Source organism: Thermococcus waiotapuensis (assembly GCF_055384795.1).
In genome coordinates, this window is record NZ_AP042429.1 from 661,126 (window position 1) to 682,986 (window position 21,861).

Sequence of the window (21,861 nt, forward strand, 5' to 3'; positions counted from 1 at the left end):
CTTTTCAGTTAATTTTAAATAGGGTTCCCCGATATTACCACCGGTAAGTACCTGATGGAGGGATAGCCATGAGCGGATACAGGTTTATAAAGTGGTTCGAGGAGCTCAGAAAGACCGACGTTCCCCTCGTCGGTGGAAAGGGAGCAAACCTCGGAGAGATGACCAACGCCGGAATCCCGGTTCCGCCCGGGTTCTGCGTTACGGCTGAGGCCTACAAGTACTTCGTCGAGCACGTCAAGCTCGAGGATGGAAAGACCCTTCAGGAGTGGATTATGGACATCATAAGCAACACCAACGTTGACGACTCAAAGCAGCTCCAGGAGAACACAGCCAAGATCAGGCAGAAGATAACCGAGCTCCCGATGCTCCCGGAGATAGCCAGGGAGATAGAGGACGCTTACAAGAAGCTCAGTCAGAGATTCAACAAGGACGCCGTCTACGTTGCGGTTCGCTCTTCTGCAACGGCTGAGGACCTCCCAGAGGCTTCCTTCGCCGGCCAGCAGGAGACTTATCTCGACGTCTACGGCGCTGAAGACGTCATAGATAAGGTCAAGAAGTGCTGGGCCAGCCTCTGGACAGCCAGGGCCACCTTCTACAGGGCCAAGCAGGGCTTCGACCACAGCAGGGTCTACCTCTCAGCCGTCGTCCAGAAGATGGTCAACAGCGAGAAGAGCGGTGTCATGTTCACCGCCAACCCGGTCACCAGCGACAGGAACGAGATAATGATCAACGCCAGCTGGGGCCTCGGTGAGGCCGTCGTCAGCGGAAGCGTTACCCCTGACGAGTACATCGTCGAGAAGGGCACCTGGAAGATAAAGGACAAGTTCATCGCCAAGAAGGAAGTTATGGTCGTCCGCAACCCCGAGACCAACAGGGGCACCATCTACGTCAAGGTCGCCGACTATCTCGGGCAGGAATGGGTTGAGAAGCAGGTTCTCACCGACGAGCAGATCATAGAGCTCGCCAAGATGGGTGCAAAGATCGAGGAGCACTACGGCTGGCCGCAGGACATCGAGTGGGCCTACGACAAGGACGACGGCAAGCTCTACATCGTCCAGAGCAGGCCGATAACCACCCTCAAGGAGGAGGCCAAGGCCGAGGAGGCCGCCGAGACCGGAGAGGCTGAGATCATCCTCAAGGGCCTCGGTGCTTCACCGGGCGTTGGTGCTGGCAGGGTGGTTGTCATCTTTGATGCTAGTGAGATCGACAAGGTCAAGCAGGGCGATGTCCTGGTCACCACGATGACCAACCCGGACATGGTTCCGGCGATGAAGAGGGCGAGTGCCATAGTCACCGACGAGGGCGGAAGAACCAGCCACGCCGCTATCGTTAGCAGGGAGCTCGGTATCCCGGCCGTTGTCGGTACCAAGGAAGCAACCAAGAAGCTCAAGACCGGTGACTACGTCACAGTTGATGGAACCAGGGGTGTCGTCTACAGGGGCATAGTCAAGGACCTCGTCGGGAAGAAGGAGGAGCCGGTGGCCGCCGCTGGTGGTGGACAGGTCGTCGTTGCGGGCGCTCCGCTCATCACCGCGACCAAGATCAAGGTCAACGTCTCAATGCCTGAAATGGCCGAGAAGGCCGCCGCCACAGGCGCCGACGGTGTCGGTCTCCTCCGTGCCGAGCACATGATCCTCAGCATCGGTGAGCACCCGGTCAAGTTCATCAAGGAGGGCAAGTTCGACGAGCTCGTCGAGAAGCTCGCCGATGGCATAAGAACCGTTGCGGCCGCATTCTACCCGAGGCCGGTCTGGTACAGGACGCTCGATGCCCCGACCAACGAGTTCAAGGAGATGCCCGGCGGAGAGGACGAGCCGGACGAGAGGAACCCGATGCTCGGCTGGCGCGGAATCAGGCGCAGTCTCGACCAGGTCGAGCTCCTCAAGGCCGAGTTCCTCGCCATCAAGAAGGTCGTCGAGGAGGGCTACACCAACGTCGGCGTCATGCTCCCGCTTGTAGGTCATCCAGAGCAGGTGAGGAAGGCCAAGGAGATAGCCCTCTCAGTCGGCCTCAGGCCGCACAAGGACGTTGAATGGGGAATAATGGTCGAGGTTCCAGCGGCCGCCCTCATCATCGAGGACCTCATCAAGGAGGGCATTGACTTCGTTAGCTTCGGAACCAACGACCTCACCCAGTACACCCTCGCCATCGACAGGGACAACGACAGAATAGCTCACCTCTACGACGAGACGCACCCGGCAGTGCTCAAGCTCATCGAGCACGTCATCAAGGTCTGCAAGAAGTACGGCGTTGAGACCAGCATCTGCGGACAGGCAGGCAGTGACCCGAAGATGGCCAAGATCCTCGTCAGGCTCGGCATCGACAGCATCTCAGCTAACCCCGATGCAGTTGAGCTCATCAGGAAGACCGTGGCTCAGGAAGAGCAGAAGATCCTCCTCGAAGCCGCCAGGAAGGCCCTCGAGTGAAGCCTTCCGGCTTCTTCTTTTCCAGTTCTCTGCTTTTCTTTAGCTTGCCCATAATGCCAAAAAGCTTATCTACTACCAATGAGAAATTTTAAATGGTGATTTCATGAATGCAATGGAGGTTAAGAGGATAGATTCCCAGGGGCGAATAGTCATACCACGCTCCTGGCGGGAAAAGTGGGGAAACGAAGTCATAATAGTGGAGCTGGAAGACCGGCTTGAGATACTCCCTCGGAAAAAGCCAAATCTCTCGAAGTTCTTCGACATCCTTGAGGTCGAGGTTAAGGGTGAGGATCTGGAAAAGGAACTTCTCCAGAGTCTCTGAGGGGATCCCATGAGGTTTATGGATGCCAACGTCTTTCTTTATGCCGTCATAAAGCCCAAAGGAAACGTCCCCGAAAACATTCTGGAAAGAAAGAGAAAGGCAAAGCAAATTTTAAAGCGCGTGGAGAATGGAGAAGAGATCGTCACGACAGTGGTTCACCTAAGCGAAGTAGCCAACATCCTTGAGGCAAAGCTGGGTCTGAGCTTTGCCCTCGATTTTCTTGAGGAACTTCTGACCGCAAAGAACATCACAGTTCTCCCGGTGAGCACAGAGGACTACCTTCGCTCCCTCATAGTTGCAAAAGAGCACAGAATAAGTGTCAACGACGCCCTCGCATACCTTAAGATGAAAGAATTGGGAATCAGGGAAATATACACCTTCGATAAACATTTCCTCAACCTCGACGTTAGGGTTCTGGCGGAGTAACCGGCTCTTTTGTCCACAATAAGCTTTTTATACCCACGTTTCGACGGTCATCTCAATGATGCGTAAAGTCGAAGCCCTGCGCGAGCAGATCCTTTACGGCCCGGTAGTAAAAACGCTCGTCCTGTTAGCCTATCCTTTGATAATCAACCAGCTCGTTCAGGTTCTCTATAACCTCACTGACACGTTCTGGCTCGGCAGGCTCGGCAGGACTGAGCTTTCCGCCCCGGGAACGGCATGGCCCCTCGTGTGGCTCTTTACCAGTATAGGCATGGGCTTTGCAACCGCCGGCTTCGCCTTCGTGAGCCAGTACATCGGTGCAAGAGAATACGATAAGGCGAACCGCTCCGCAGGGGCGCTCTATTCCCTGATGCTCCTCTTTTCAATCGCAGTTGGAATCATCGGCGTGGTCCTCGCCCCCCAGATGCTCCGCCTGATGAACGTCAGCGACACCATTTACCCCTACGCGCTCAGCTACACGAGGGTTGTCTTTTTAGGGATTCCTTTTTCCTTCACCCTTTTCGCCTTCAACTTCCTCCTGAGGGCGGTTGGCGACACGAGGACACCGGTGAAGATAAACATCGGCACGGTAATCCTCAACATAGTCCTCGACCCGCTCTTCATCTTCGGCTGGGGGCCGTTTCCGCGGCTTGGAGTCATCGGAGCGGCGATAGCGACGATGCTCTCCGGCACTATCGGCTCCGTAATAGGCGGTTATCTCCTCTTCACTGGCAGGGTGGGAATTCACCTCACCCTCGAGACCCTGAAGCCGGATTTTCACCTTTACTCCCGCATCTTCCGCGTTGGGCTTCCAGCGAGCATCGGTAGCTCGACGACGGCCTTGGGTTTCGTTATTCTGACGAGGGTTATCTTCACCGTCGGAAAGCTCTACGGAGAGGTTCACGGAATTCCCAACTTCGAGGACGTCGCTTTTGCCACCTACAGCATAACCAACCGCTTGACGAACTTCATGTTCGCCTTCACCGACGGAATAAGCATGGCCATGGGGACGATGGTCGGTCAGGCCATAGGGGCGAGGCTCTACGACAGGGCAAAGGAGATAGCCGAGAAGACGATGGTCATAAACTTCGCGATACTCAGCGTTGGAACGCTTCTCTTCATACTCTTCCGCGTGCCCATCTTCAGGTTCTTCATAAATGACCCAGCCGTTATAGCCGAGAGCGCCAAGGTCGTGGAGTACTTCTCGGCATCACTGCCCTTCTTCGGGGTCTTTGCGGCGGTGGACAACGTCTTCCAGAGTGCAGGACAGACGAAGAAAAGCATGATACTCGGCATGGTGAGGCTCTGGGGACTGAGGCTCCCGCTCAGCTACTGGCTGGGCGTTTTAATGAAAGATACAACGGGAACGTGGCTCGGAATGGGCCTGAGCAACGTCCTTGGCGCGGTCATGGCCATTGCCTGGTTCCTGAGGGGAAGCTGGAGGAAGGCGATAATCGAGGGGTAACTTTTTATAGTCACGTTTCGATAGCGGTCTCATCGGGATGCACATGGAGCGCGAAAAACTGCTCAGAATGCGCGAGGAAATCCTCAACGGCCCCATTGAGAAGACCCTCCTCAGGTTGGCCTATCCTTTGATAGTCAACAACCTCGTCCAGGTTCTCTACAACATAACGGACACCTTCTGGCTCGGGAAGCTCGGTAGGGAGGCTCTGGCTGCTCCAGGAACGAGCTGGCCGATAATAGGGACCCTCACGGCCCTTGGCATGGGCTTTGCGACCGCCGGCTTCGCCCTCGTCGGCCAGTACATAGGCGCGGGAAACTACGAGAGGGCCAACCGTTCGGCGGGAGCGCTCTATTCGCTCATGCTCCTCTTCTCCGCGGCAACGGCAATAATAAGCCTGGCAATCCTCCCCTACGCGCTCCGCTTCATGAAGGTCACGCCCAACGTCTACCCCTACGCAAAGGCCTACGCGCAGGTGGTCTTTGCTGGCACACCGCTGTCATTCGCCTTCATGGCTTTCTCTGCCCTCATGAGGGCCTCTGGAGATACAAAGACGCCGGTGAAGATAAGCATGCTCACCGTTGGGATGAACGCACTCCTCGACCCGGTTTTCATATTCCTCCTCGGCCTCGGCGTTGAGGGGGCGGCGATTGCCACTGTTCTCTCAAACGGCACTGGAGCAGTAATCGGTGCGAGGATTCTGACGAGCGGGAAGGCAGGCCTGCACCTCACGCGCGAGACCATGAAACCCGACTTCGGGTTTTACAGGAAGATATTCCACGTCGGTCTCCCCTCTGCCGTTGGCCAATCCACGAACAACTTCGGCTTCGTCGTCCTCACGAGGATCATCTACGGCTATGGCGACGCGGTTTACGCGGCCTACACCATAACCACCCGTCTCGTCAACTTCATAACGAGCATAGCTGATGGCGTGAGCATGGCCACCGGGACGATGATAGCTCAAAACGTTGGGGCGGAAAACTATGAGAGGGCCAAGAGAATAGCAGAGAGGGCCATGGTGGTCAACTTCCTCATAGCGGGCTCTGCTGTAGTCATCATCGGCCTCTTCCGGGTTCCAGTTTTCAGGGTCTTCCTGGATGATCCAGAGGTTATAGCCCAGAGCGAGTACGTGCTCAAGTATTTCCTCAGCTCCGTGCCCTTCTTCAACGGGGTATTCGTCATCGTCACTGGAACCTTTAGCTCGGCGGGCCACACAAAGAAAAGCATGGTACTCAACATGCTGCGCCTCTGGGGCCTCAGGATCCCGCTTAGCTACGCCTTCGGCTACGTTGGGGCCATAACGGTTCTTGGCCTCAGGATCCCGCTGGCGAGTCTCTTCGGTTTCACTAGCAAGGGCGTATTCTTCGGGATGGGTATGAGCAACTTTCTAGCGGCGCTGGTGGCCCTGGCCTGGTTCGTGCGCGGGAGCTGGATGAAAAGGATAATATAGCCTCAGCCGAGGCTTTTTACCACAAAAGCTAGCAAATCAGCCAGTTCTCTCGCCCTTGTCTCAGGCGATGCGCCCATGTGACCGCTCTTGGTCTCGACGCGGAGGTAAACCGGTGCACCGGTCTCCTTCATTTTCATGAAAAACTTCAGCGCGTGCGCCGGATGAACCCTGTCGTCGTAAAGACCAGTGTAGATGAGCGTCGGCGGGTATTTTTTGGGCTTCACGTTGTGGTACGGTGAGTATTTAAGCAGGAACTCCCGGTCATTAGGGTCGTCGGGGTCCCCATATTCCGGAACCCAGACGCTCCCTATGTAGAGTTTATGGAACCTGAGCATGTCGATGACCGGGTAGCCTATCAGAGCCGCGTCGATAACGTCCGGCCTCTGGGTGAGGGTCGCCGAAACCAAAAGCCCGCCGTTGCTCCTTCCCCATGCGGCCACTTTATAGCCCTCTCCCTTGAGCTTGCTGAGAACAGCCACGAAGTCGTCGAAGACGTTCTGCTTCTTCTCCCTCATTCCCGCCCTGTGCCATTCTTCACCGTACTCGCTTCCACCGCGCAGGTTGGCCACCGCAAAGCTTCCCCCGCGCTTTATGAACGGAATCACCTGTGGGAAGAAGCGGGGCGTCAGCGAGATGTTGAAGCCGCCGTATCCGAAGACCCAGACTTTCCTGTCGTCTTTCTCCCCCTTCACGTGGAAGCAGTGGATTTTTGTTCCGTCCTTTGAGACAGCAAAGTCCTCCCCGACTCTGAAGTTGCCTTCAACTTCCTGCTTTTCGATGAGCTTAAGCTCCCCGTCGAACTCGTAGAGGCGATAGGGCACGGTGAAGCTCTCGTAGCGGAGAAGGGCCCTCTTTCCGTCGGTGTCGAGCGGGTGGACGCTCCCAGGAAGGTCAAAGGTTACCTCGTCGAGCTTTTCACCGTCGACGGAATAAACCTCCAGCCTGTGGCTAGCGTGCACGAGCCTGCCCGCGAGGATTTTGTTTCCCGTTATCACGGCCCACTCCAGGGGGAACTCCCCTTCGGGGATCACCTCGGTGACGCCCTTTCCATCAATCGCTATCACCTTTCCAAGCCCCCTGCCTTCCCTCGTTAGGACGTAGAGTTTGCCGCTGATAACGTCTATAGCCTCCGCGGGAACTTCGGCGGAGTAGACCTTTTTCCAGAGCTCTGGCGTGTCTATTGGTCCTGTGTAGATGTCCGCCCTGTTCCAGCCGAAGGTGACTGTGAGCATCGCCCACTTTCCATCCGTGCTCTTTCCCAGCGAGAGGAAATAACCGGAACCAAGCCCTTTCCCAAAGACCATTCTCTTCCCGTCCTCGTCCTTCCAGAAGAGCCTCACGGCGGGAGCTTTGACCCCGTCCTGTGTCTCTCCGTGCCTGTAGAACCTGCTGAAGTAATAGCCGTTCTCAAGGAAGGTAACGCCCCAAACAGAAGGTCTGAGCTCTTCCAGGATTTCACCGGTTTCGAGGCTTACTATCCGGGTTATCCCCTCGTCGGCACCGCCTATGGAGAAGCTGTAGGCAAGGAATCTTCCGCGTTTATCCGCGGCGAAGCCCTGGAGGAGAACCTCGTCGTTGAGTTCCCTCTCGAGCTCTTTTGAGTCGATTATAGTGTCTCCACCAAGCCACCTGATGACCTGCCTGTCCCGCTCCTTGTACATGGCTATAACGCCCTTTTCCGTAAGCTTAGCACCTTGGAGAGCTGGCAACGAGGAGTACTCCCAGACCTCCGGGAAGAGTTCGTCGCTGAGGTTGCCGATAAACTCCCTAAAGCGCCTGTTCTCCTCATTAACGAGCTTTAAAACGCGCTCATCGCTTAGGTTTTCCATCCAGATGTATGGGTCTTCCACAGAAACCACCCCCTAAGGAGAGGAAAGAGAAAGATATAAACGTTTAGGCAGCGTTCTTAAAGGGCTGAGACATGAAAGATGCTCTCCATTAGCCTGCCAAAGAGGTAACTCAGGAACGCCGCCCCGAGGCCCGTTGTAACCATCTCCATAATTTTTGACTTCATGGAAATCCCTGAGAGTACCGATACTAGCGTTGCTACGATGGCAAGTACCGTCCCCGCGAGTAGTATTGAGAACGGCAGTGCCACCGTGGACGTGGGTGCCAGGAAATATGGGAGAACCGGGAAGATCACGCCGAGAAGATAGGCCAGGCCCGTGTACAGTGCCGAACGGACTTCGTCCTCGTTTCCTTCTTGTGTCAGGAGTCCAACAGTGCCCTCTCCCCTTTTTGCGAGCTCTTCAGCAGTGTTTTCGGCTACTTCCTCCGGAACACCACTTTCCATTAGGCGTTCTTTTATCTCCACCTTCGCCCTTTCGGGGGAGATTTTAAAGAGAACCCTCATCCTTTCCCTCAGTGCCTCGTTTACCTGCCTCTGCGAGCGAACCGAAATGAATGCCCCGATACCCATTGAGAGAGAGCCTGCAACGCCAACGATAACCCCGCTTATTCCGACGAGTTTCGGGGCTGTGGTGTAAACCGCTGAAAGTCCGGTCACCGCGCCGAGTATCTCTACGAGGCCATCGTTCATTCCTAAGATGATGTCCCTGATGTTTTCGGCGTGGAAGCGCCTTTTGTTTTCCATGAAGAACTGCTCGTGCTCCAGCTCATCGAGGATGACCTCCTTCAGCTTTTCAACCTCATCCGGGGAAAGCCTGTCCGAGTACTCCGTTAGGTATCGGAAGTACTTCTGGATGGCGCTTCTTTCCCCCAGCTCCAGGAGGGACGCAACGGCCCCGGGCCCCAGAAGTTTCCTCAAGATCCTTACACTCAGTTCGTGTATCCTGCTGACCCCTGATTTTTTAACCTCCACCCCTCTGGCTTTCAGGAACCCATGCCAGAACTTCGCATGTTCGGACTCAATTTGCGAAAGGCGGAGAAACTCTTCCTTTATGTTTTTGTCCTTCTCCGTCTTTGAGAGTTTGGTGTATAGCATGGAGTCGGAGTATTCATCCTCGTAGAACCTCATGGCCAGCTCGATCATTCCCTCCACGGTCCCCACCCCTGTATTTCAGCACAACGAACTCTTTGTAGTCCATGACCTTTGTGAAGCCCTTTCTAACGTAATACGAGTAAGCCTCAAGGTTTGGGAAGGTTATAACGTAGGCCTCCCTGCCTAACTCCTTCAGCCTCTCCACCGCGAACTCGAGGAGCCTTGAACCATGGCCTTTGCCCCTGTAAGCTGGCTCCACCATGAAAAACTCGATGAGCCCCGCCTTCTCGTTCTTTATTTCCTCAGGCACCCACCAGACGTCTTTACCTTCGATACTGTAGACGAGGGCCACGGTTCCGATTATTCTTCCGTCCTCCCTCAGGATGTAGAGCTCGTCAAACTCCTCCCCAAGCCTGAACTCCAGGAAAGGCTCGTAGACCTTTCTAAAGCCCTGAAAATCGTCCGTTGAGGGTTTTTTCTCCACCCATTCGAGTGCCGGGTAAGCCCCTCCGGTGCCCTGATAGACCCGGAAGACGAACTTAAGGAGCTCGTCCTTCAGCTCGAGTGGCTTTTCAACCCTCTCAACCTTTGGAGTTCCCCTTCTTTCATCCATTTTTGGCACCATTAACTCTTTGCCCCCTCACCCAAAAAGCTTATGAATTAGGTTAGCCTAATTATATGGGTGATGCCATGGAGCACCTCAATGTAAAAGTCCTCGATGAGGGCGGGCAGGAAAAGCCCCTAAGGGACCTCGTCCTTGGCAGGTGGACGGTCCTCTACTTCTACCCAAAGGACAACACGCCTGGCTGCACCGCGGAGGCGATGGAGTTCACGGAACTGCTCCCGGAGTTCGAAAAACTTGGCGTTCAGGTCATCGGCGTTTCCCGGGACTCACCAAAGAGCCACCATAGGTTCAAGGAAAAGCACGGCCTTAAGGTAAAGCTCCTCAGCGATCCCAGCACCGAGCTCCACAGGGCCCTCGGAGCGTGGGGCAAGAAAAAGGGCTATGGAAGAGAGTACGAGGGAGCAATAAGGAGCACCTTCATCCTGAACCCTGAGGGGGAGATCGTGTGGAAGAGGACAAATGTCCGGGCCAGGGGACACGCAAAAGAAGTGCTCGAGGAAATCAAAAAGCTAATAGGAGCGGAAAACTAAACTTGGTGGGTGATAACATGAACGAGCTCGAGGCTCTGGCCCTCGCCCTTGAAGTTGAAAAGGCCGAGCTCAGGTTTTACATTGAGCTTGCAAAGAAGGCCAAGGACGAGAGGGCGAAGAAGATGTTCCTTTTCCTCGCCGGGGAGGAAGCGGGCCACTGGGCTATCTTTGAGGAGAAGTTCCTGGAGGCGTTGGTGAAGAAGTGTGAACTCCCGACGGTGGACAGGGGGCTCCTCGAAAAGCTGGTTGTCCGGGTTGATGAAGAGAACCCCGGCGAGGTTGACGCAGTGAAAATAGGGATGGAGCAGGAAAAGCTGACCTGGGAGTTCTACGAGAGGGCCGCTGAGGAAGCGGAGCACGAGAGTGTCAAAAAAATCTTCGAAGAGCTGGCAAAGGTTGAGAATGCCCACTACGAGCTTCTCAAGGCCCAGTATGACTCGGTCATGAAGACCGGCATCTGGATGGACTACCAGGACTTCAGCCTGGAGGTGGACTGAATGCTTGCGAAATACCCCTTTGAGCTCCCGAAGGACAGGCCACTGACCAGGACCGAGATAGCGCAGGCCCTCCGCTGGGCAATTGAGGCGGAGCTCGATGCGATAAACCTCTACGAAGAGCTTGCGGCGGGAATTGAAGACGAGAGGATAAGGCACATCTTCCTCGATGTTGCCAACGAGGAGAAGGCGCACTTTGGCGAGTTCCTCGCGGCACTCTTTGAGGTTGACGAGGAGCTTGCAAAGCACATGAAGGAAGGCTTTGAGGAAGTTGAGGAGGAGACGGGGATAAAGGTGAATTTCTTGAAGTAAAGGCCCATCATTCCAGATTAATCCCGTTTCCTTCCTCTGAATTTTTGAGCTCCCTTATTTCAAAAACCTTCAGCGGGACTTTTTTTAGGGCCTTTCCAACGACGGCCTTCGCTATCCTCTCGGCGTGCTCGATGCTCTGGGCATTGAAGACCTTGAGGGTCAGGTACATACCAACGAGACCAACGTTGCCTATTACGAAGGCACTCTCAAAGTGGGCTCCGCAGACGGGACACTGGGAGTAGCCCAGTTCGACCCTAACGAAGTCGAGGTTTTCCCTGTTGAGGGCCTTTGTAACTTTACTTACAGCCACGTTTACGGCATCTTCGTTCGTTTCGACGTCTTTAACGATTATCGGTGCCTCAAGAACCACCACGTAGTCCCCCATACCTCCCACCTCAGCCGAAGGCAAAGAGCCTGTCGTCTTCTCCCTTAAAAACCCCCAGCCTCACACCGGCGTCAATAAAACCATGTGCATAGTTCAGCGCCGCGAACGCTGTCACGTAGTCGCCTTTTTCATAGTAGTATCTGGCATCCTCAAAATAGCTCCTCGCCATAGTTAAGAAATCCCTGGCAACAACACCCAGGAGGCTCTTCTCGTGAACCACCACTTCGAGCCTTTTCAGCGCCTCCTCAGTGATTTTAAAATACTCCTGGAGCTTCTCCTCTGAGATCTCTCGCCCCACCTGTCTCGCCTCGGAAGGGGTTGAGCTCCGGTTTTATAAATCTTGCCCACCATCACCGTTAAATACTCTAACTTCCAAAGTCCGGCGGGGAGGAGAAATGATAAAGGCCGTTTTCTTTGACCTGGATGATACTCTCATCGACACGACAAAACTGGCTGAGATAGCGAGACGAAAAGCCATCGAGGGCATGATACGGGCCGGAATGCCCGTTGACTTCGAGACAGCTTACCAGGAGCTTTTGGAGCTCATAAACGAATACGGGAGCAACTTTCCTTACCACTTTGACTACCTCCTAAGGCGCCTCGACCTCCCGTACGAGCCGAAGTGGGTAGCTGCTGGGGTCATCAACTACCACAACACGAAGATAGCCCACCTCGAGACCGTGAAAGGCGCAAAAAGAACCCTCCTCAGACTCAAGGAAATGGGGCTCAAGCTCGGGGTTATCACAGATGGAAACCCGATAAAACAGTGGGAGAAGATCCTGAGAACGGAGATAGACGACTACTTCGACGATGTCCTCATCTCGGACTTCGTTGGGGTTAAAAAACCCCACAGGAAGATCTTTGAGAAGGGGCTGAACCGGTTTGGTGTGAGGCCCGAGGAGGCCGTGATGGTTGGTGACAGGCTGTATTCAGACATTTACGGCGCAAAGCAGGTCGGGATGAAGACTGTCTGGTTTAAATACGGCAAATATGCCAGTGCGGAGCTGGAATACCTTGAATACGCGGACTTCGTAATCCAGTCGCTCGAGGACGTTGTGGGGATAATCAGGGGGATCGAAAGTGAGGAAAAGGCGCGTTCAGATAAGGAAGTTCATGCTGATTGATGGCTCCTACAAGTCGAGGATACTCAGAGGGGACAAGGTGACGACGGTACGCTATGGCGACTACGAGGCGAAGCCGGGTAGCGAGGTCTACTTAGTGGTGACTCCGAGCGACACTGCCATAGCCAGGGTCAGGATAACCCGCGTGGAGAAGAAGAAGGTTCAGGAGCTGACAAATGAGGATGCCAAGCTTGACGGCTTCTCCGACGTCGGGGAGCTTCTCAGGGAGCTCACCAAGATCTACGGGGAGCTTTACGGGGACGATGAGGTCACGATAATAGGCTTCGAGGTCATAAAGCGCTTTGACGACGGGATTCCACTCAAATGGCTGAAAGGCCTCAACTACCGCGAGCCAGCTGAAATAGCGAGGCTCTACCTCGAGAATCAGGAGAAGCTGAACCTCAACCGCGAGACGGACTTCATAATGCGCCGTATTTACAACGAAGGGCTTGCGAGAGCAGTCAGAACCTTCGGGCCGAGGAAGGTTCAGGACGCTCTGCTCAAAACCTACCACGCACTTTATGCGAGTGGTATCATTTAGTACCGGAAAATCGTGTAAGGGGACTCTCTGGCCTCCCTCTAAAGAACGAGGCTTTCAAGAGAAAAAGGCGGAGCATTAGGATAGGGAGTCAGTTTTCTCCCTAAGGAGGGACGGAAGGATGAGTAGGGAAGCTGGCTACAGAACACTGGTGGCTTTAACGGGGATTTTGGCTTTGTTGCTCGTCCTTCAAATAACCGGGGCTTTCAGAGGTGTGAACGATTCCATTGGCTCAGCCCTCCCTGAAGGCGGCTCCTTAACAGGCACCTTCACGGACACGGCGAGCTTCGCCCTCACTGCGGTTTACATCCTCCTCTTCCTCCTGCGGGACTTAAAAGATAGGGGGCGGTTGAGCAGGTTCACCCTTGAACTGACCGCGGGTATTGCGGGCTCTGCGGTTATTGTGGCCCTGCTGAAGGTTCTAACCGGCGTCCCCCGTCCAGGGGAGGCCCAGGTTCACTGGAATCTTATGGAGTCAATAAAGAACGTTGACTACCTTGCCTTTCCCTCCGGCCACACGACGAGGGCCGCTGTGCTCGCTTATTTCCTTAGCAGGCGCTGGAAGGCGCTCTGGCCGCTCTGGTGGGGCTGGGCACTTGGAATAGGCCTTTCAAGGCTTCTGCTCCACGCCCACTGGTTCAGCGACGTCCTCTTTGCCCTCTTCCTTGGCCCCTGGACGGGTTTGCTCGTTGAACTTACTGAAAACCGGTGGCTACCCCTTTACAATGCTGCCGTGAGAAAACTTAAGCTGGGGGTGTTTGGCGTTGAATGAGTTCCTCCAGGTCTTCCTGCTCTCACTGGTTCCTACCTTTGAGGGGCGCTACGCGATAGTCTACGGCATAGGCAGGGGGTATCCCCTCTGGGGGACGCTCTTAGCGGCATCCCTCGGCGTTTTGCTCCTCTCGCTTGCCCTCCCCGCAGTTCTGCCCTACATGGACAGGCTCATGCTCTGGCTTGAGGGGACACCTCTGAGGAAAATAGCTCACCTTTACCTTTATTACATCGAGAGGGTGCGGAAAAAGGCCCACTCCTGCGTTGAGAAGTGGGGCTTCTGGGGGCTCCTCATCTTCGTCGCAGTCCCCCTGCCCGGGACTGGGGTCTGGACCGGGGCGTTGGCTGCTTACATCTTTGAAATAAAGAAGGGGCAGACGTTCCCGGCTCTACTCCTCGGGGGACTGCTAAGCATGGTGATAACGCTCCTCCCGAGCCTCGGCATCTGGGGGTGAGAATATCTTCTCGGTCTGCATGCGCGATTGTTACGACACCTGCTCCATTATAAGCGAGTTCAAAGATGGCCAGCTTACGGTTAAAGGCAATCCTGAGCATCCCATCACGGCGGGATTCCTCTGTCCAAAGGGGGCGCTTTTGCCGAGGTGGTTCCACTCCGGAGACAGGCTCAAAAAACCGCTCATCAGGACGGGGGAAAGGGGCAGTGGGCAGTTCAGGGAGGCCAGCTGGGAGGGGGCAATAGAGCTCGTTGCCAGCAGGTTGAGAGAGACCATCGAGGAGCACGGGAGCGAGAGCGTCCTGGTTTACCAGTACGCGGGCGACAGGGGCGTGGTGAACTACGCTTTTCCGCTCAGGCTCTTCCACTACCTCAACACTGCCATGCTCGACTACGACATCTGCGACAGGGCCGGACAGGAGGCGTTGAAGGACGTTTACGGGACAGCGGTTGGCATGGATCCCGAGGAGCTCAGAAACCAGCGCCTGCTCGTTTACTGGGGGATAAATCCTTTCTGGACAAACCTCCATGGTTTCATGCTGGCTAAGAAGAACGGCCTCGAGGTATGGACGGTAGATGTCGTGAGAACAGAGACGGCAAAGAGGAGCGACAGGTTCTTCCAGATAAGGCCTGACACCGATGTCCTCTTCGCGCTGGGCGTTGCGAAGGTTCTCATAGAAGAAAACCTCTACGATAGGGCCTTTGTCCGCGAGAACGTTTACGGCTTTGAGGAATTCAGGAATTATGTAAAAACCTTATCGCTCGATTATGTAAGCAGGGAGACCGGTTTGGGCGTTGAAGAGGTCGAGGAGTTCGCCAGGAGCTACGCCGAAAAGAGGGGCGTGATCCACATAGGCTACGGCTTCCAGCGTTCTTTGGCTGGAGGAGATGCTGTAAGGGCAATAGCGGTTCTTCCGGCTTTAGTCGGCCATCGCTTCGGCTTCATCTACGACATGAAGACGATAGACAAGAGCTACGCGGAGGGAGCCTTCCTGAGGAGCAGGCCGGTGAAGAGAATTCCTCAGGTGAAGCTGGCCGAATACATCGAGAAGGGAGAAATCAGGTTCCTCTACGTCTACAACTCCAACCCGCTCGCGAGCCTGCCCAATCAGAACAGGCTGAGGAGGGCTCTCAAAGAGAGCGACGTCTTCATCGTTACGCACGACATCTTTCTTACCGATACAGCGCTTTACTCGGACGTCGTCCTGCCTGCGAACACCTTCTTTGAGAGACTTGACGTGGCTGACAGCTACTATCACCGCTACGTGGCTTTAAACGAGCCCGTGGTAAGGCTCTACGGAAAGAGCAACAGCGAGGTTACAAGGCTCCTGGCAAAGGCCCTCGGAATAGAGAACCCCTACCTCTACGAGAGCGATGAGGAAGTGGTACGGAAAATCCTCGAACTCAATGACTTAAGCTGGGACGAGCTCAAGGTGAGGGGCTTCGTCAAGGTCCCGGAAAAGCCGAGGAAGTGGGAGACGCCGAGCGGAAAGATAGAGCTCCTCTCCCAGCGGACCGTGGAAAGGGGCCTGAGCCCGTTCCCTGAGTACAGGAAGTTCGAAGGGAGATACCCGCTCAGGCTTCTCACCCCAACCTACAGGATGACGATAACGAGCCAGTACCACAACACTTACCGCATGATAGACCCAAACCTTTACATCAACCCGGCGGATGCTGGGGAGAGGGGCATCCAGGAAGGCGACACCGTTGAGGTCTTCAACGACTACGGGAGCATTAAAACGGTCGCAAGGCTCAGCGAGGACGTGCCCAAAGGTGTTGTCCTCCTCTACAAGGCCTTCTGGGTTAGCTTACTTGGCTGGAACGCAAACTTCCTGACAACGGACGAGACGGTTGATGGCTACGGCAGGGGCTCGGCTTATCATTCAACCTGGGTTGAGGTGAGGAGGGCCTGAGGCTTTCTACCTCATTCTCCCTCCTCCGGCCGCCATGGCCAAACCGCCAGCACCGCCCGCTGATCCCTTAGATGTCCAGCCTCTCAAGCTCCCTCGTCAGCATCGTCATCTGCTTTGTTGAGTAAGCGGCAGGCTCGATTACCGCAACGAGGGTTCCTTTGTAGTTCAAGACGATGTCCTTCAGGGAAAGCAGGAATTTGAACGCGTTCTCAAAGCCGTTCTCCATCATCAGGTACTCAAAACAGTCAACAACCACGAGGGAATGCCCCTTTTCGAGGTGCCTCTTGACGAGGTCCACGAGGATGCCTATGTCGGTCGGGGAGATCGCCATGACGTTCTCCCCCATCTTGCCAGAAGTAACATTAGTCATCCAGAACACCGGGAATTTTGGGTTAACCCCCTCGGGGAACTTCCTCGTGATAAGAACTCCGTTCCCGCTGGCCTGCATCCTCTGGAGGAGAACATCCAGGGCTTTTCCCCTATCCGAGTAGAAGGCACCTGTGGGGAGCTCGGTTATCGGCATCTCGGGTGGTTTCACGGTAAGGAAAGCGTATCTCATCATTCCGACGAGCATCATGGCCCTGAAAAGCGCCCCAAGCCCGTAGAGATGGCCCGCTAGAGAGGTTCTTATGGTTAGAGGGTAGGTGAGGTTGATGGCCCCAAGCAAAAACGCCCCGACGGGAAAGAGCGTGGATACCGTCTTCAGGCCGATCTCCTCCTTAATAAGGGTGTAGCCCAGGAACATGAGGGAAGCGCCAATGAATGGGACTGGAAAAGCCGTGATGAGGGAGGGAGTGGCCCCGAGGAGCACCGCGAGAAGGACGTACGTTGGGCCCGCTATGCCAAAGGCAAGTATCAAAAGCTGACCCCACCGGGTCTTGATCTGATCCCGAAGCGAAAGGGATACTGCCATCAGGAGGATGCCAACAAAAACCGCTATGAGCGACATGAGGGGCACCAGGGAAGCCGGGTTGGGGCTCAGGCCGAGGGCTGAGAGTATCCTCTCCTGGGCAAGGGCCGCCAGGAAATCCATCCAGAGGGCGAGGCTGAGTAGGAGCATGAAGTCCTCGCCCCTCTTTTTCCATCGGTAAGTGGCGAATCCCCACGTGAAAAACCTCGTGAGCAGGTTTAGCAGTTCCAGCACGATCTCACCTGTTACTGGAGTCCTCTGTCCAGGCTTCGGTTTTATAAAACTTTCGCGGTTGGTTGGCCATTTCGGACAGGTCAACAAAGAAAGGGGGAGGGCTCACTTCGTGGCCCTCGTTATCCCAACGTCCTTCACGAGAACGTAGGGCGTTGAGACCGGCGTGTCGACCTCCCACCAGTGGACGTGGTGGCTCTCCCTGGTAAGGGCCGCTGTGCTCTCCAGTATGTGCTGGAGGTTGTCGCTTACCCTTATGTTCCTAATCGGCTTGAGCTCGCCGTTCTCGACGAGGAAGATGCCGTCCCTCGGGATGGTGGAGAAGTCCCCAGTCACGTAGTTCTGGAAGCGCGTGTACCAGACGTTGGTTATGTAGATTCCTCGTTTCACCTCGCCGAAGAGCTCTTCCTTTGAATAGTCGCCCGGCTCAAGGACGATGTTCCAGGCGTGGGGCATTATTAAGCCAGCGTTGGCCGTTGTCTCTGTTCCATACTTTTTAGCTAAGCTCGTGTTGAGGAGGAACGTCTTGAGGGTTCCGTTCTCGATTATCGCCGTTTCCCTCGTGGGGACGCCTTCGTCGTCGAACTTTCTTGTGCCGTAGCCGTTGGGCATGTTGCCGACGTCCTTGATCGTGACGATCTCACTGGCGACCTTCTGGCCGAGTTTGTTAACCAGGAAGCTGAAGCCGGCCTCCGCGGCGTAGGCTGACGTCATGAAGCTCATGTAACTGAGCAGGTTGGCAAAGGCTAACGGGTCAAAGATGACGTCAAACTTCCCCTCCGGCCCCTGCTCGGGGTTTCTCGCTAAGCTCGCTATTTCGCCGGCCTTTCTTCCGGCGCTCTCGGGGTCGAATTTTTTCAAAACCCTCACCGAGTTCGTCCCGTGGCCGCTCTCGAGGTCGCCGATGAACGCCCTGACGCTTATCTCTATCCCTGTTCCCTCATCGAAGGCCTCCACGCCGTTGCTCGTGGTGAGGTAAATTCTGTCGTGGTCTGTGTAGAGTACTCCCGCTACCCTTTTCGCCCCCTCCTCAAGGGCCGCGTTTATTGCCCTCTCCACGTATTCGTTCGGCTCGTCAAGCTCGACTATGGCTTTATCGAAGGTCTCGGGGATGTCCCTGTAATTGAACGGGCCTTCAGCTATTCCGTAGTAGTCCTCCTTCGGGGACATTCCCCTCATGTTGCTCAGGAGCGTCTTGAGAGTTTGCTCGATGTTCTCCTCGCTCAGCTCGGTTATCGTCGTCCCGGCGATCCTCTTACCCAGCTCGACGAAGAGCTCGACCTTCCTCTCGTGCCAGTTTTTCGCCACAGTTATCTCGTTGTTGGCAAAGCGGACCTGCCTCCTGTTCATCTCGTGGGAGAGGACTACGACGTCGCCGAAGCCGAGCTCTTTGGCCTTCTTCAGGACGAGTTCGTTAACGTCAAACATCTCTACCACCTCACGGCCTCCTAAGCGGTATGTCACGAAGCCTCGCATGCGCCCCACCCATCCAGACGGGGACGCCCTGTCCGGGCTCGCCCTTGCCGCAGGTTCCCGGATAGAACTCCACTTCCTTGCCCACGGCATCAACGCTGCTCCAGAGTGCCCTCGTTGTTATCTCAAGGATTGGTCTCCTCACGGGGTGCTTTATCTCGCCGTTCTCGATGAGGTAAGCTTCCCTGCCTATGTACCTCTGCTGGTAACGCCTGTCGTCGATGTTCCACTCGTTGAAGCTCACCATGTAGACGCCGAGCTTTATGTCCTCGATCAGCTCCTCGAGGGAATAATCGCCGGGTGCGAGGTAGGTGTTTGCCATCCTCACGATGGGCTCGCGGTTGTAGTTGATGGCGCGGGCGGCCGCGTTGGACCTCTGCCCGAGCTTGTAGGCGTATTCCCTGTTGGTGAGGAACTCTGTGATGATTCCGTCCCTTATGAGGTAGCGCGGGCGGGCCTTTACTCCCTCGTCGTCGTAGAGGTAGAAGCCCCAGCTGTTCGGTATCGTTGGGTCTTCGATGACGGTAACGACTTCACTGCCAATCCTCTCGCCGAGCATTTCCGGCTTGACGAAGCTCTCTCCAGCTTGGGCGGCTTCCCTTCCGAATATCCTGTCGGCCTCGTAGGGGTGCCCAACGCTCTCGTGGACGGCTATGCCGGCAACCTCGGGGCTTATAACTAAGTCGACCTTTCCCTCGGGCGGCTTCCTGCCCTCGTAGATGAGCCTCTTCAGTGCCTGCACATCTTTAACCGCCCATTTCCAGGGTTCGTCCTTCTCGATAAGCTCTAAACCGCCTGAGAACGCCCTCTGGACGAAGGGCGCCTGCTCCATCTGGCCGTTCTCAAAGACGACGAGGTTGTAGGTGGTAGAAACGCGCGGAATAAAGCTCTCGATGAAGGCTCCATCGCTGTTGGCTATTATCTTGTGCCACACCTGGTCGGAGTAGCTCAGGAAACGCATCGGCACGTTCACACCGGTGGCCTTTACCTCCTCCTCGATTTTCCTTAGAAGCTCAAGCTTCTCCTCCGGCGAAACGTCGCGGAAGTCCTTCCTCATTTTGACCTCGTAGTAAACCTCGTGGAAGTCCTCGTCGGAGAACCTTATCGGCTCGTTTCTCACCTTTGAGGCCGCTCTGGCGAGCTTTACAGCTTTCTGCACTGCCTCGGCAACGCTTTCCTTCGTGAGGACGTTGGTGCTCGCAAAGCCCATTCCCCCATCCACGAGGACGCGAACGCCGATTCCCTTATCGGCTAAAATCTCAAGCCCCTCTGGAGAGCCGTTCTTCATTGTCAGAGAAGTGCCGCTCTTCTCCTCAAAGCGCGCCTCGGCGTAGGAGGCTCCCAGCTCGAGTGCCTTCTCAACGGCGAACTCTACAAGTTCATGCATGCACACCACCTCGGTTTACTGCATAGAATAGTGCCCGCTGAAGTATAAAAGTCTTTCCGTTAAGATGGCGGTCGAAAGGCATCCAGAACCGGGTGGTGTGAAGACTTCTCCCTTTGAAGGTTTCTGGTAGTGTGGGATGCTTCTTTATGCTTACGCGTACCCTCTAATCCCCAGGCGGCCTTTTAGATGCCGCAAAATTTTTAAAACTGATTCCGGCACCCCTATTATGGGGGTGGAGCCATGGCCCTGAGGGCGATGGTTCTATCCTACGCCGGGAACCATGAGCACCAGCACACCCACTATATGATACTCAAGCCTCTGGGTATTAACGATAGGGGCAGTGCGGCCAGGTTGGTGGGCAGGAAGGTCGTTTGGAGAACCCCCACAGGGAAAAAGATGAAGGGCAAGATTCTGAGAACCCACGGCAACGGGGGCGAGGTTAAGGCATACTTCAACCCGGGTCTGCCGGGACAGGCCCTGGGTGATTACGTCGAAATTCTTTAAAGCTTCGCCTCTTTTTTCCCTCAGGTGGAAACATGGAGCTGAAAGAAGTAAGGGAAGGTGCCGCCAGGTTTTTTGTGCCCGGAGCAGAAAGGATATACGATGCCCCCGTTTTCTACAACCCGGTCATGGCGATAAACAGGGATATAAGCGTTTTAGCGGTTGATGTTTTGAAGCCCTCAAGGGCCCTTGATGCCCTTTCTGCAACCGGAGTGAGGGGGCTCAGGTACCTTTTGGAAACCTCCGTCGGTGAAGTGTGGATGAACGACATCAATGAGGAGGCCTTTAATCTAATTCTCCGGAACGTTGAGCTAAACGGTGGAAAAATTGTGAATTCCTCCAACGAACGGGCTGTTTTTGACGTCTCCGGCAAAAGGGCGGTCGTGAACAGGGGTGATGCAAATCGGCTTATGGCCGAAAAATTCAGGTATTTTGACTTCATAGACCTTGATCCCTTTGGTGCCCCTGTTGAATTTCTCGACACGGCTCTCAGGGCCGTGAAAAGGAGGGGTTTTCTTGGGGTTACCGCAACTGACACTGGAGTGCTGTGCGGGGCTTACAGGAACGCATGCATGAGAAAGTATCTGGCCGTCCCGATAAGGGGGGAGCTCTGTCACGAGGCAGGTCTCAGGATACTGATAGGCCTCGTTGCCAGATACGCTGCCAAGTACGATCTTGGCGTTAAGGTACTGCTCGCCTATCACAGGGAGCACTACTTCCGTGTCTTCCTGGGCCTTGAAAGCGGTGCCAGAAAGGCGGATGAGTCCCTTTCTAACATTGGCTACCTCTGGCAGGATAGATCCGGAAAGTTTTGGTATTCAAGGGAATTCCTGCCCTCTGCCTCAAACGCTTACGGTCCCTTGTGGCTGGGGGCGCTCAGGGATGAGGACTTCGTGGCCTCTCTCTTGAAAAAATCTCAGGAGGCGGTATTGGCCAGCAATAAAACGCTAGAGTTCCTCAGACTGCTTTCGGATGAGCTGGATGTCCCCTTCCACTACGATACCCACGCGATAGCCGGGAGACACGGTTTGGAAGTCAGAAAACTGGCCGTAATAATGGAAAACCTCAAAAAAATGGGCTACAGGGCGACCAGGACTCACTTCTCCCCCACGTCAATAAAAACAGACGCTCCTTTCGATACCGTTTTGGATGCGTTGCGGGGTTTGCAGTAGCGGGCAGAGAAAAGGATAAA

Annotated in this window: 23 protein-coding genes; 15 read left to right on the forward strand and 8 right to left on the reverse strand. The window is 55.1% G+C overall.

Annotation, left to right across the window (positions count from 1 at the left end; all coding sequences use genetic code 11):
* Window positions 1-68 precede the first annotated feature (68 nt).
* The 5 genes from ppsA (at window position 69) to ACZ47M_RS03685 (ending at window position 6,083) form a co-directional block, all read left to right on the forward strand.
* Window positions 69-2,426 (forward strand): phosphoenolpyruvate synthase, encoded by a 2,358-nt coding sequence (gene ppsA / locus ACZ47M_RS03665; RefSeq protein WP_315340181.1) that lies wholly within the window; start codon window positions 69-71, stop codon window positions 2,424-2,426.
* Between the two features lie 103 nt (window positions 2,427-2,529).
* Window positions 2,530-2,748 (forward strand): AbrB/MazE/SpoVT family DNA-binding domain-containing protein, encoded by a 219-nt coding sequence (locus ACZ47M_RS03670; RefSeq protein ID WP_315340184.1) that lies wholly within the window; start codon window positions 2,530-2,532, stop codon window positions 2,746-2,748.
* A gap of 9 nt (window positions 2,749-2,757) precedes the next feature.
* Window positions 2,758-3,174, forward strand: coding sequence for a type II toxin-antitoxin system VapC family toxin (locus ACZ47M_RS03675; RefSeq protein ID WP_315340186.1), 417 nt, complete (start codon window positions 2,758-2,760; stop codon window positions 3,172-3,174).
* A 55-nt stretch (window positions 3,175-3,229) separates the two neighbouring features.
* Window positions 3,230-4,636 (forward strand): MATE family efflux transporter, encoded by a 1,407-nt coding sequence (locus ACZ47M_RS03680; protein WP_394356278.1) that lies wholly within the window; start codon window positions 3,230-3,232, stop codon window positions 4,634-4,636.
* A 43-nt stretch (window positions 4,637-4,679) separates the two neighbouring features.
* A complete protein-coding gene (locus ACZ47M_RS03685) occupies window positions 4,680-6,083 on the forward strand; it encodes an MATE family efflux transporter (protein ID WP_315340983.1) in 1,404 nt (467 codons plus the stop codon).
* Window positions 6,084-6,085: 2 nt separating this feature from the next.
* Here ACZ47M_RS03685 and ACZ47M_RS03690 read toward each other — a convergent pair whose 3' ends face one another.
* The 3 genes from ACZ47M_RS03690 to ACZ47M_RS03700 are packed head-to-tail and all read right to left on the reverse strand — an operon-like array spanning window position 6,086 to window position 9,637.
* Window positions 6,086-7,933: a prolyl oligopeptidase family serine peptidase gene (locus tag ACZ47M_RS03690; RefSeq protein ID WP_315340985.1), complete on the reverse strand. Its 1,848-nt coding sequence runs from the start codon at window positions 7,931-7,933 to the stop codon at window positions 6,086-6,088.
* Between the two features lie 56 nt (window positions 7,934-7,989).
* The gene (locus ACZ47M_RS03695; protein ID WP_315340189.1) at window positions 7,990-9,084 is read right to left on the reverse strand and encodes a VIT1/CCC1 transporter family protein; all 1,095 of its coding nucleotides are present in this window, start codon (window positions 9,082-9,084) and stop codon (window positions 7,990-7,992) included.
* Complete coding sequence (locus ACZ47M_RS03700; RefSeq protein ID WP_315340987.1) at window positions 9,041-9,637, reverse strand: GNAT family N-acetyltransferase; 597 nt, start codon at window positions 9,635-9,637, stop codon at window positions 9,041-9,043. Before ACZ47M_RS03700 ends, ACZ47M_RS03695 begins: the two co-directional genes overlap by 44 nt.
* A 77-nt stretch (window positions 9,638-9,714) precedes the next feature.
* Between ACZ47M_RS03700 and ACZ47M_RS03705 the strand changes: the two genes are divergently transcribed.
* Genes ACZ47M_RS03705 through ACZ47M_RS03715 form a run of 3 tightly spaced genes read left to right on the forward strand, consistent with a single transcriptional unit; the run spans window position 9,715 to window position 10,985 of the window.
* Window positions 9,715-10,179 (forward strand): peroxiredoxin, encoded by a 465-nt coding sequence (locus tag ACZ47M_RS03705; protein WP_315340192.1) that lies wholly within the window; start codon window positions 9,715-9,717, stop codon window positions 10,177-10,179.
* Between the two features lie 17 nt (window positions 10,180-10,196).
* Window positions 10,197-10,676 (forward strand): ferritin family protein, encoded by a 480-nt coding sequence (locus ACZ47M_RS03710; protein ID WP_315340195.1) that lies wholly within the window; start codon window positions 10,197-10,199, stop codon window positions 10,674-10,676.
* Window positions 10,677-10,985 carry a ferritin family protein gene (locus ACZ47M_RS03715; protein ID WP_315340197.1) on the forward strand — a complete coding sequence of 103 codons (309 nt, stop codon included), beginning with the start codon at window positions 10,677-10,679 and terminating at the stop codon, window positions 10,983-10,985. It begins immediately after the preceding gene.
* A gap of 7 nt (window positions 10,986-10,992) precedes the next feature.
* Here the strand turns inward: ACZ47M_RS03715 and ACZ47M_RS03720 are convergent, their stop codons facing one another.
* Both ACZ47M_RS03720 and ACZ47M_RS03725 read right to left on the reverse strand, forming a co-directional pair.
* The gene (locus tag ACZ47M_RS03720; RefSeq protein ID WP_315340200.1) at window positions 10,993-11,370 is read right to left on the reverse strand and encodes a DUF555 domain-containing protein; all 378 of its coding nucleotides are present in this window, start codon (window positions 11,368-11,370) and stop codon (window positions 10,993-10,995) included.
* A 10-nt stretch (window positions 11,371-11,380) separates the two neighbouring features.
* The gene (locus ACZ47M_RS03725) at window positions 11,381-11,668 is read right to left on the reverse strand and encodes a DUF357 domain-containing protein (RefSeq protein ID WP_315340203.1); all 288 of its coding nucleotides are present in this window, start codon (window positions 11,666-11,668) and stop codon (window positions 11,381-11,383) included.
* 97 nt (window positions 11,669-11,765) lie between these two features.
* Between ACZ47M_RS03725 and ACZ47M_RS03730 the strand changes: the two genes are divergently transcribed.
* The 5 genes from ACZ47M_RS03730 (at window position 11,766) to ACZ47M_RS03750 (ending at window position 16,167) form a co-directional block, all read left to right on the forward strand.
* Entirely contained in the window at window positions 11,766-12,494 is a 729-nt protein-coding gene (locus tag ACZ47M_RS03730) for a TIGR02253 family HAD-type hydrolase (protein ID WP_315340206.1), read from the forward strand.
* Window positions 12,484-13,032 (forward strand): ASCH domain-containing protein, encoded by a 549-nt coding sequence (locus ACZ47M_RS03735; protein WP_394356285.1) that lies wholly within the window; start codon window positions 12,484-12,486, stop codon window positions 13,030-13,032. The genes ACZ47M_RS03730 and ACZ47M_RS03735 overlap by 11 nt, the downstream gene beginning before the upstream one ends.
* Before the next feature lie 118 nt (window positions 13,033-13,150).
* Complete coding sequence (locus ACZ47M_RS03740) at window positions 13,151-13,801, forward strand: phosphatase PAP2 family protein (RefSeq protein WP_315340212.1); 651 nt, start codon at window positions 13,151-13,153, stop codon at window positions 13,799-13,801.
* A complete protein-coding gene (locus tag ACZ47M_RS03745) occupies window positions 13,794-14,255 on the forward strand; it encodes a COG2426 family protein (protein ID WP_315340214.1) in 462 nt (153 codons plus the stop codon). Before ACZ47M_RS03740 ends, ACZ47M_RS03745 begins: the two co-directional genes overlap by 8 nt.
* Before the next feature lie 19 nt (window positions 14,256-14,274).
* A complete protein-coding gene (locus ACZ47M_RS03750) occupies window positions 14,275-16,167 on the forward strand; it encodes a molybdopterin-dependent oxidoreductase (RefSeq protein WP_315340217.1) in 1,893 nt (630 codons plus the stop codon).
* Between the two features lie 67 nt (window positions 16,168-16,234).
* Here ACZ47M_RS03750 and ACZ47M_RS03755 read toward each other — a convergent pair whose 3' ends face one another.
* The 3 genes from ACZ47M_RS03755 to ACZ47M_RS03765 all read right to left on the reverse strand — a co-directional run bounded on the left by ACZ47M_RS03755 (window position 16,235) and on the right by ACZ47M_RS03765 (window position 20,168).
* Window positions 16,235-17,311, reverse strand: a complete 1,077-nt coding sequence (locus tag ACZ47M_RS03755; protein WP_315340219.1) for a DUF835 domain-containing protein — start codon at window positions 17,309-17,311, stop codon at window positions 16,235-16,237.
* Window positions 17,312-17,413: 102 nt separating this feature from the next.
* Window positions 17,414-18,736 (reverse strand): TldD/PmbA family protein, encoded by a 1,323-nt coding sequence (locus ACZ47M_RS03760; RefSeq protein ID WP_315340221.1) that lies wholly within the window; start codon window positions 18,734-18,736, stop codon window positions 17,414-17,416.
* Window positions 18,737-18,746: 10 nt separating this feature from the next.
* Window positions 18,747-20,168: a TldD/PmbA family protein gene (locus tag ACZ47M_RS03765; protein WP_315340223.1), complete on the reverse strand. Its 1,422-nt coding sequence runs from the start codon at window positions 20,166-20,168 to the stop codon at window positions 18,747-18,749.
* A gap of 240 nt (window positions 20,169-20,408) precedes the next feature.
* Here ACZ47M_RS03765 and ACZ47M_RS03770 point away from each other — a divergent pair, with 240 nt between their 5' ends.
* Window positions 20,409-20,672 (forward strand): 50S ribosomal protein L35ae, encoded by a 264-nt coding sequence (locus tag ACZ47M_RS03770; protein ID WP_315340225.1) that lies wholly within the window; start codon window positions 20,409-20,411, stop codon window positions 20,670-20,672.
* A 32-nt stretch (window positions 20,673-20,704) separates the two neighbouring features.
* On the forward strand, window positions 20,705-21,841 hold the full coding sequence (locus tag ACZ47M_RS03775; protein WP_315340227.1) for a tRNA (guanine(10)-N(2))-dimethyltransferase: 1,137 nt from the start codon (window positions 20,705-20,707) through the stop codon (window positions 21,839-21,841).
* Window positions 21,842-21,861: the final 20 nt, after the last annotated feature.

Excerpts from the sequence above, each read along its gene's own strand:
- ppsA (WP_315340181.1), top strand. The coding sequence starts at position 69 with ATGAGCGGATACAGGTTTATAAAGTGGTTCGAGGAGCTCAGAAAGACC.
- ACZ47M_RS03670 (WP_315340184.1), top strand. The coding sequence starts at position 2,530 with ATGAATGCAATGGAGGTTAAGAGGATAGATTCCCAGGGGCGAATAGTC.
- ACZ47M_RS03675 (WP_315340186.1), top strand. The coding sequence starts at position 2,758 with ATGAGGTTTATGGATGCCAACGTCTTTCTTTATGCCGTCATAAAGCCC.
- ACZ47M_RS03680 (WP_394356278.1), top strand. The coding sequence starts at position 3,230 with ATGATGCGTAAAGTCGAAGCCCTGCGCGAGCAGATCCTTTACGGCCCG.
- ACZ47M_RS03685 (WP_315340983.1), top strand. The coding sequence starts at position 4,680 with ATGGAGCGCGAAAAACTGCTCAGAATGCGCGAGGAAATCCTCAACGGC.
- ACZ47M_RS03700 (WP_315340987.1), bottom strand. The coding sequence starts at position 9,637 with ATGGATGAAAGAAGGGGAACTCCAAAGGTTGAGAGGGTTGAAAAGCCA.
- ACZ47M_RS03705 (WP_315340192.1), top strand. The coding sequence starts at position 9,715 with ATGGAGCACCTCAATGTAAAAGTCCTCGATGAGGGCGGGCAGGAAAAG.
- ACZ47M_RS03710 (WP_315340195.1), top strand. The coding sequence starts at position 10,197 with ATGAACGAGCTCGAGGCTCTGGCCCTCGCCCTTGAAGTTGAAAAGGCC.
- ACZ47M_RS03715 (WP_315340197.1), top strand. The coding sequence starts at position 10,677 with ATGCTTGCGAAATACCCCTTTGAGCTCCCGAAGGACAGGCCACTGACC.
- ACZ47M_RS03720 (WP_315340200.1), bottom strand. The coding sequence starts at position 11,370 with ATGGGGGACTACGTGGTGGTTCTTGAGGCACCGATAATCGTTAAAGAC.
- ACZ47M_RS03730 (WP_315340206.1), top strand. The coding sequence starts at position 11,766 with ATGATAAAGGCCGTTTTCTTTGACCTGGATGATACTCTCATCGACACG.
- ACZ47M_RS03735 (WP_394356285.1), top strand. The coding sequence starts at position 12,484 with ATGCTGATTGATGGCTCCTACAAGTCGAGGATACTCAGAGGGGACAAG.
- ACZ47M_RS03740 (WP_315340212.1), top strand. The coding sequence starts at position 13,151 with ATGAGTAGGGAAGCTGGCTACAGAACACTGGTGGCTTTAACGGGGATT.
- ACZ47M_RS03750 (WP_315340217.1), top strand. The coding sequence starts at position 14,275 with ATGCGCGATTGTTACGACACCTGCTCCATTATAAGCGAGTTCAAAGAT.
- ACZ47M_RS03760 (WP_315340221.1), bottom strand. The coding sequence starts at position 18,736 with ATGTTTGACGTTAACGAACTCGTCCTGAAGAAGGCCAAAGAGCTCGGC.
- ACZ47M_RS03765 (WP_315340223.1), bottom strand. The coding sequence starts at position 20,168 with ATGCATGAACTTGTAGAGTTCGCCGTTGAGAAGGCACTCGAGCTGGGA.
- ACZ47M_RS03770 (WP_315340225.1), top strand. The coding sequence starts at position 20,409 with ATGGCCCTGAGGGCGATGGTTCTATCCTACGCCGGGAACCATGAGCAC.
- ACZ47M_RS03775 (WP_315340227.1), top strand. The coding sequence starts at position 20,705 with ATGGAGCTGAAAGAAGTAAGGGAAGGTGCCGCCAGGTTTTTTGTGCCC.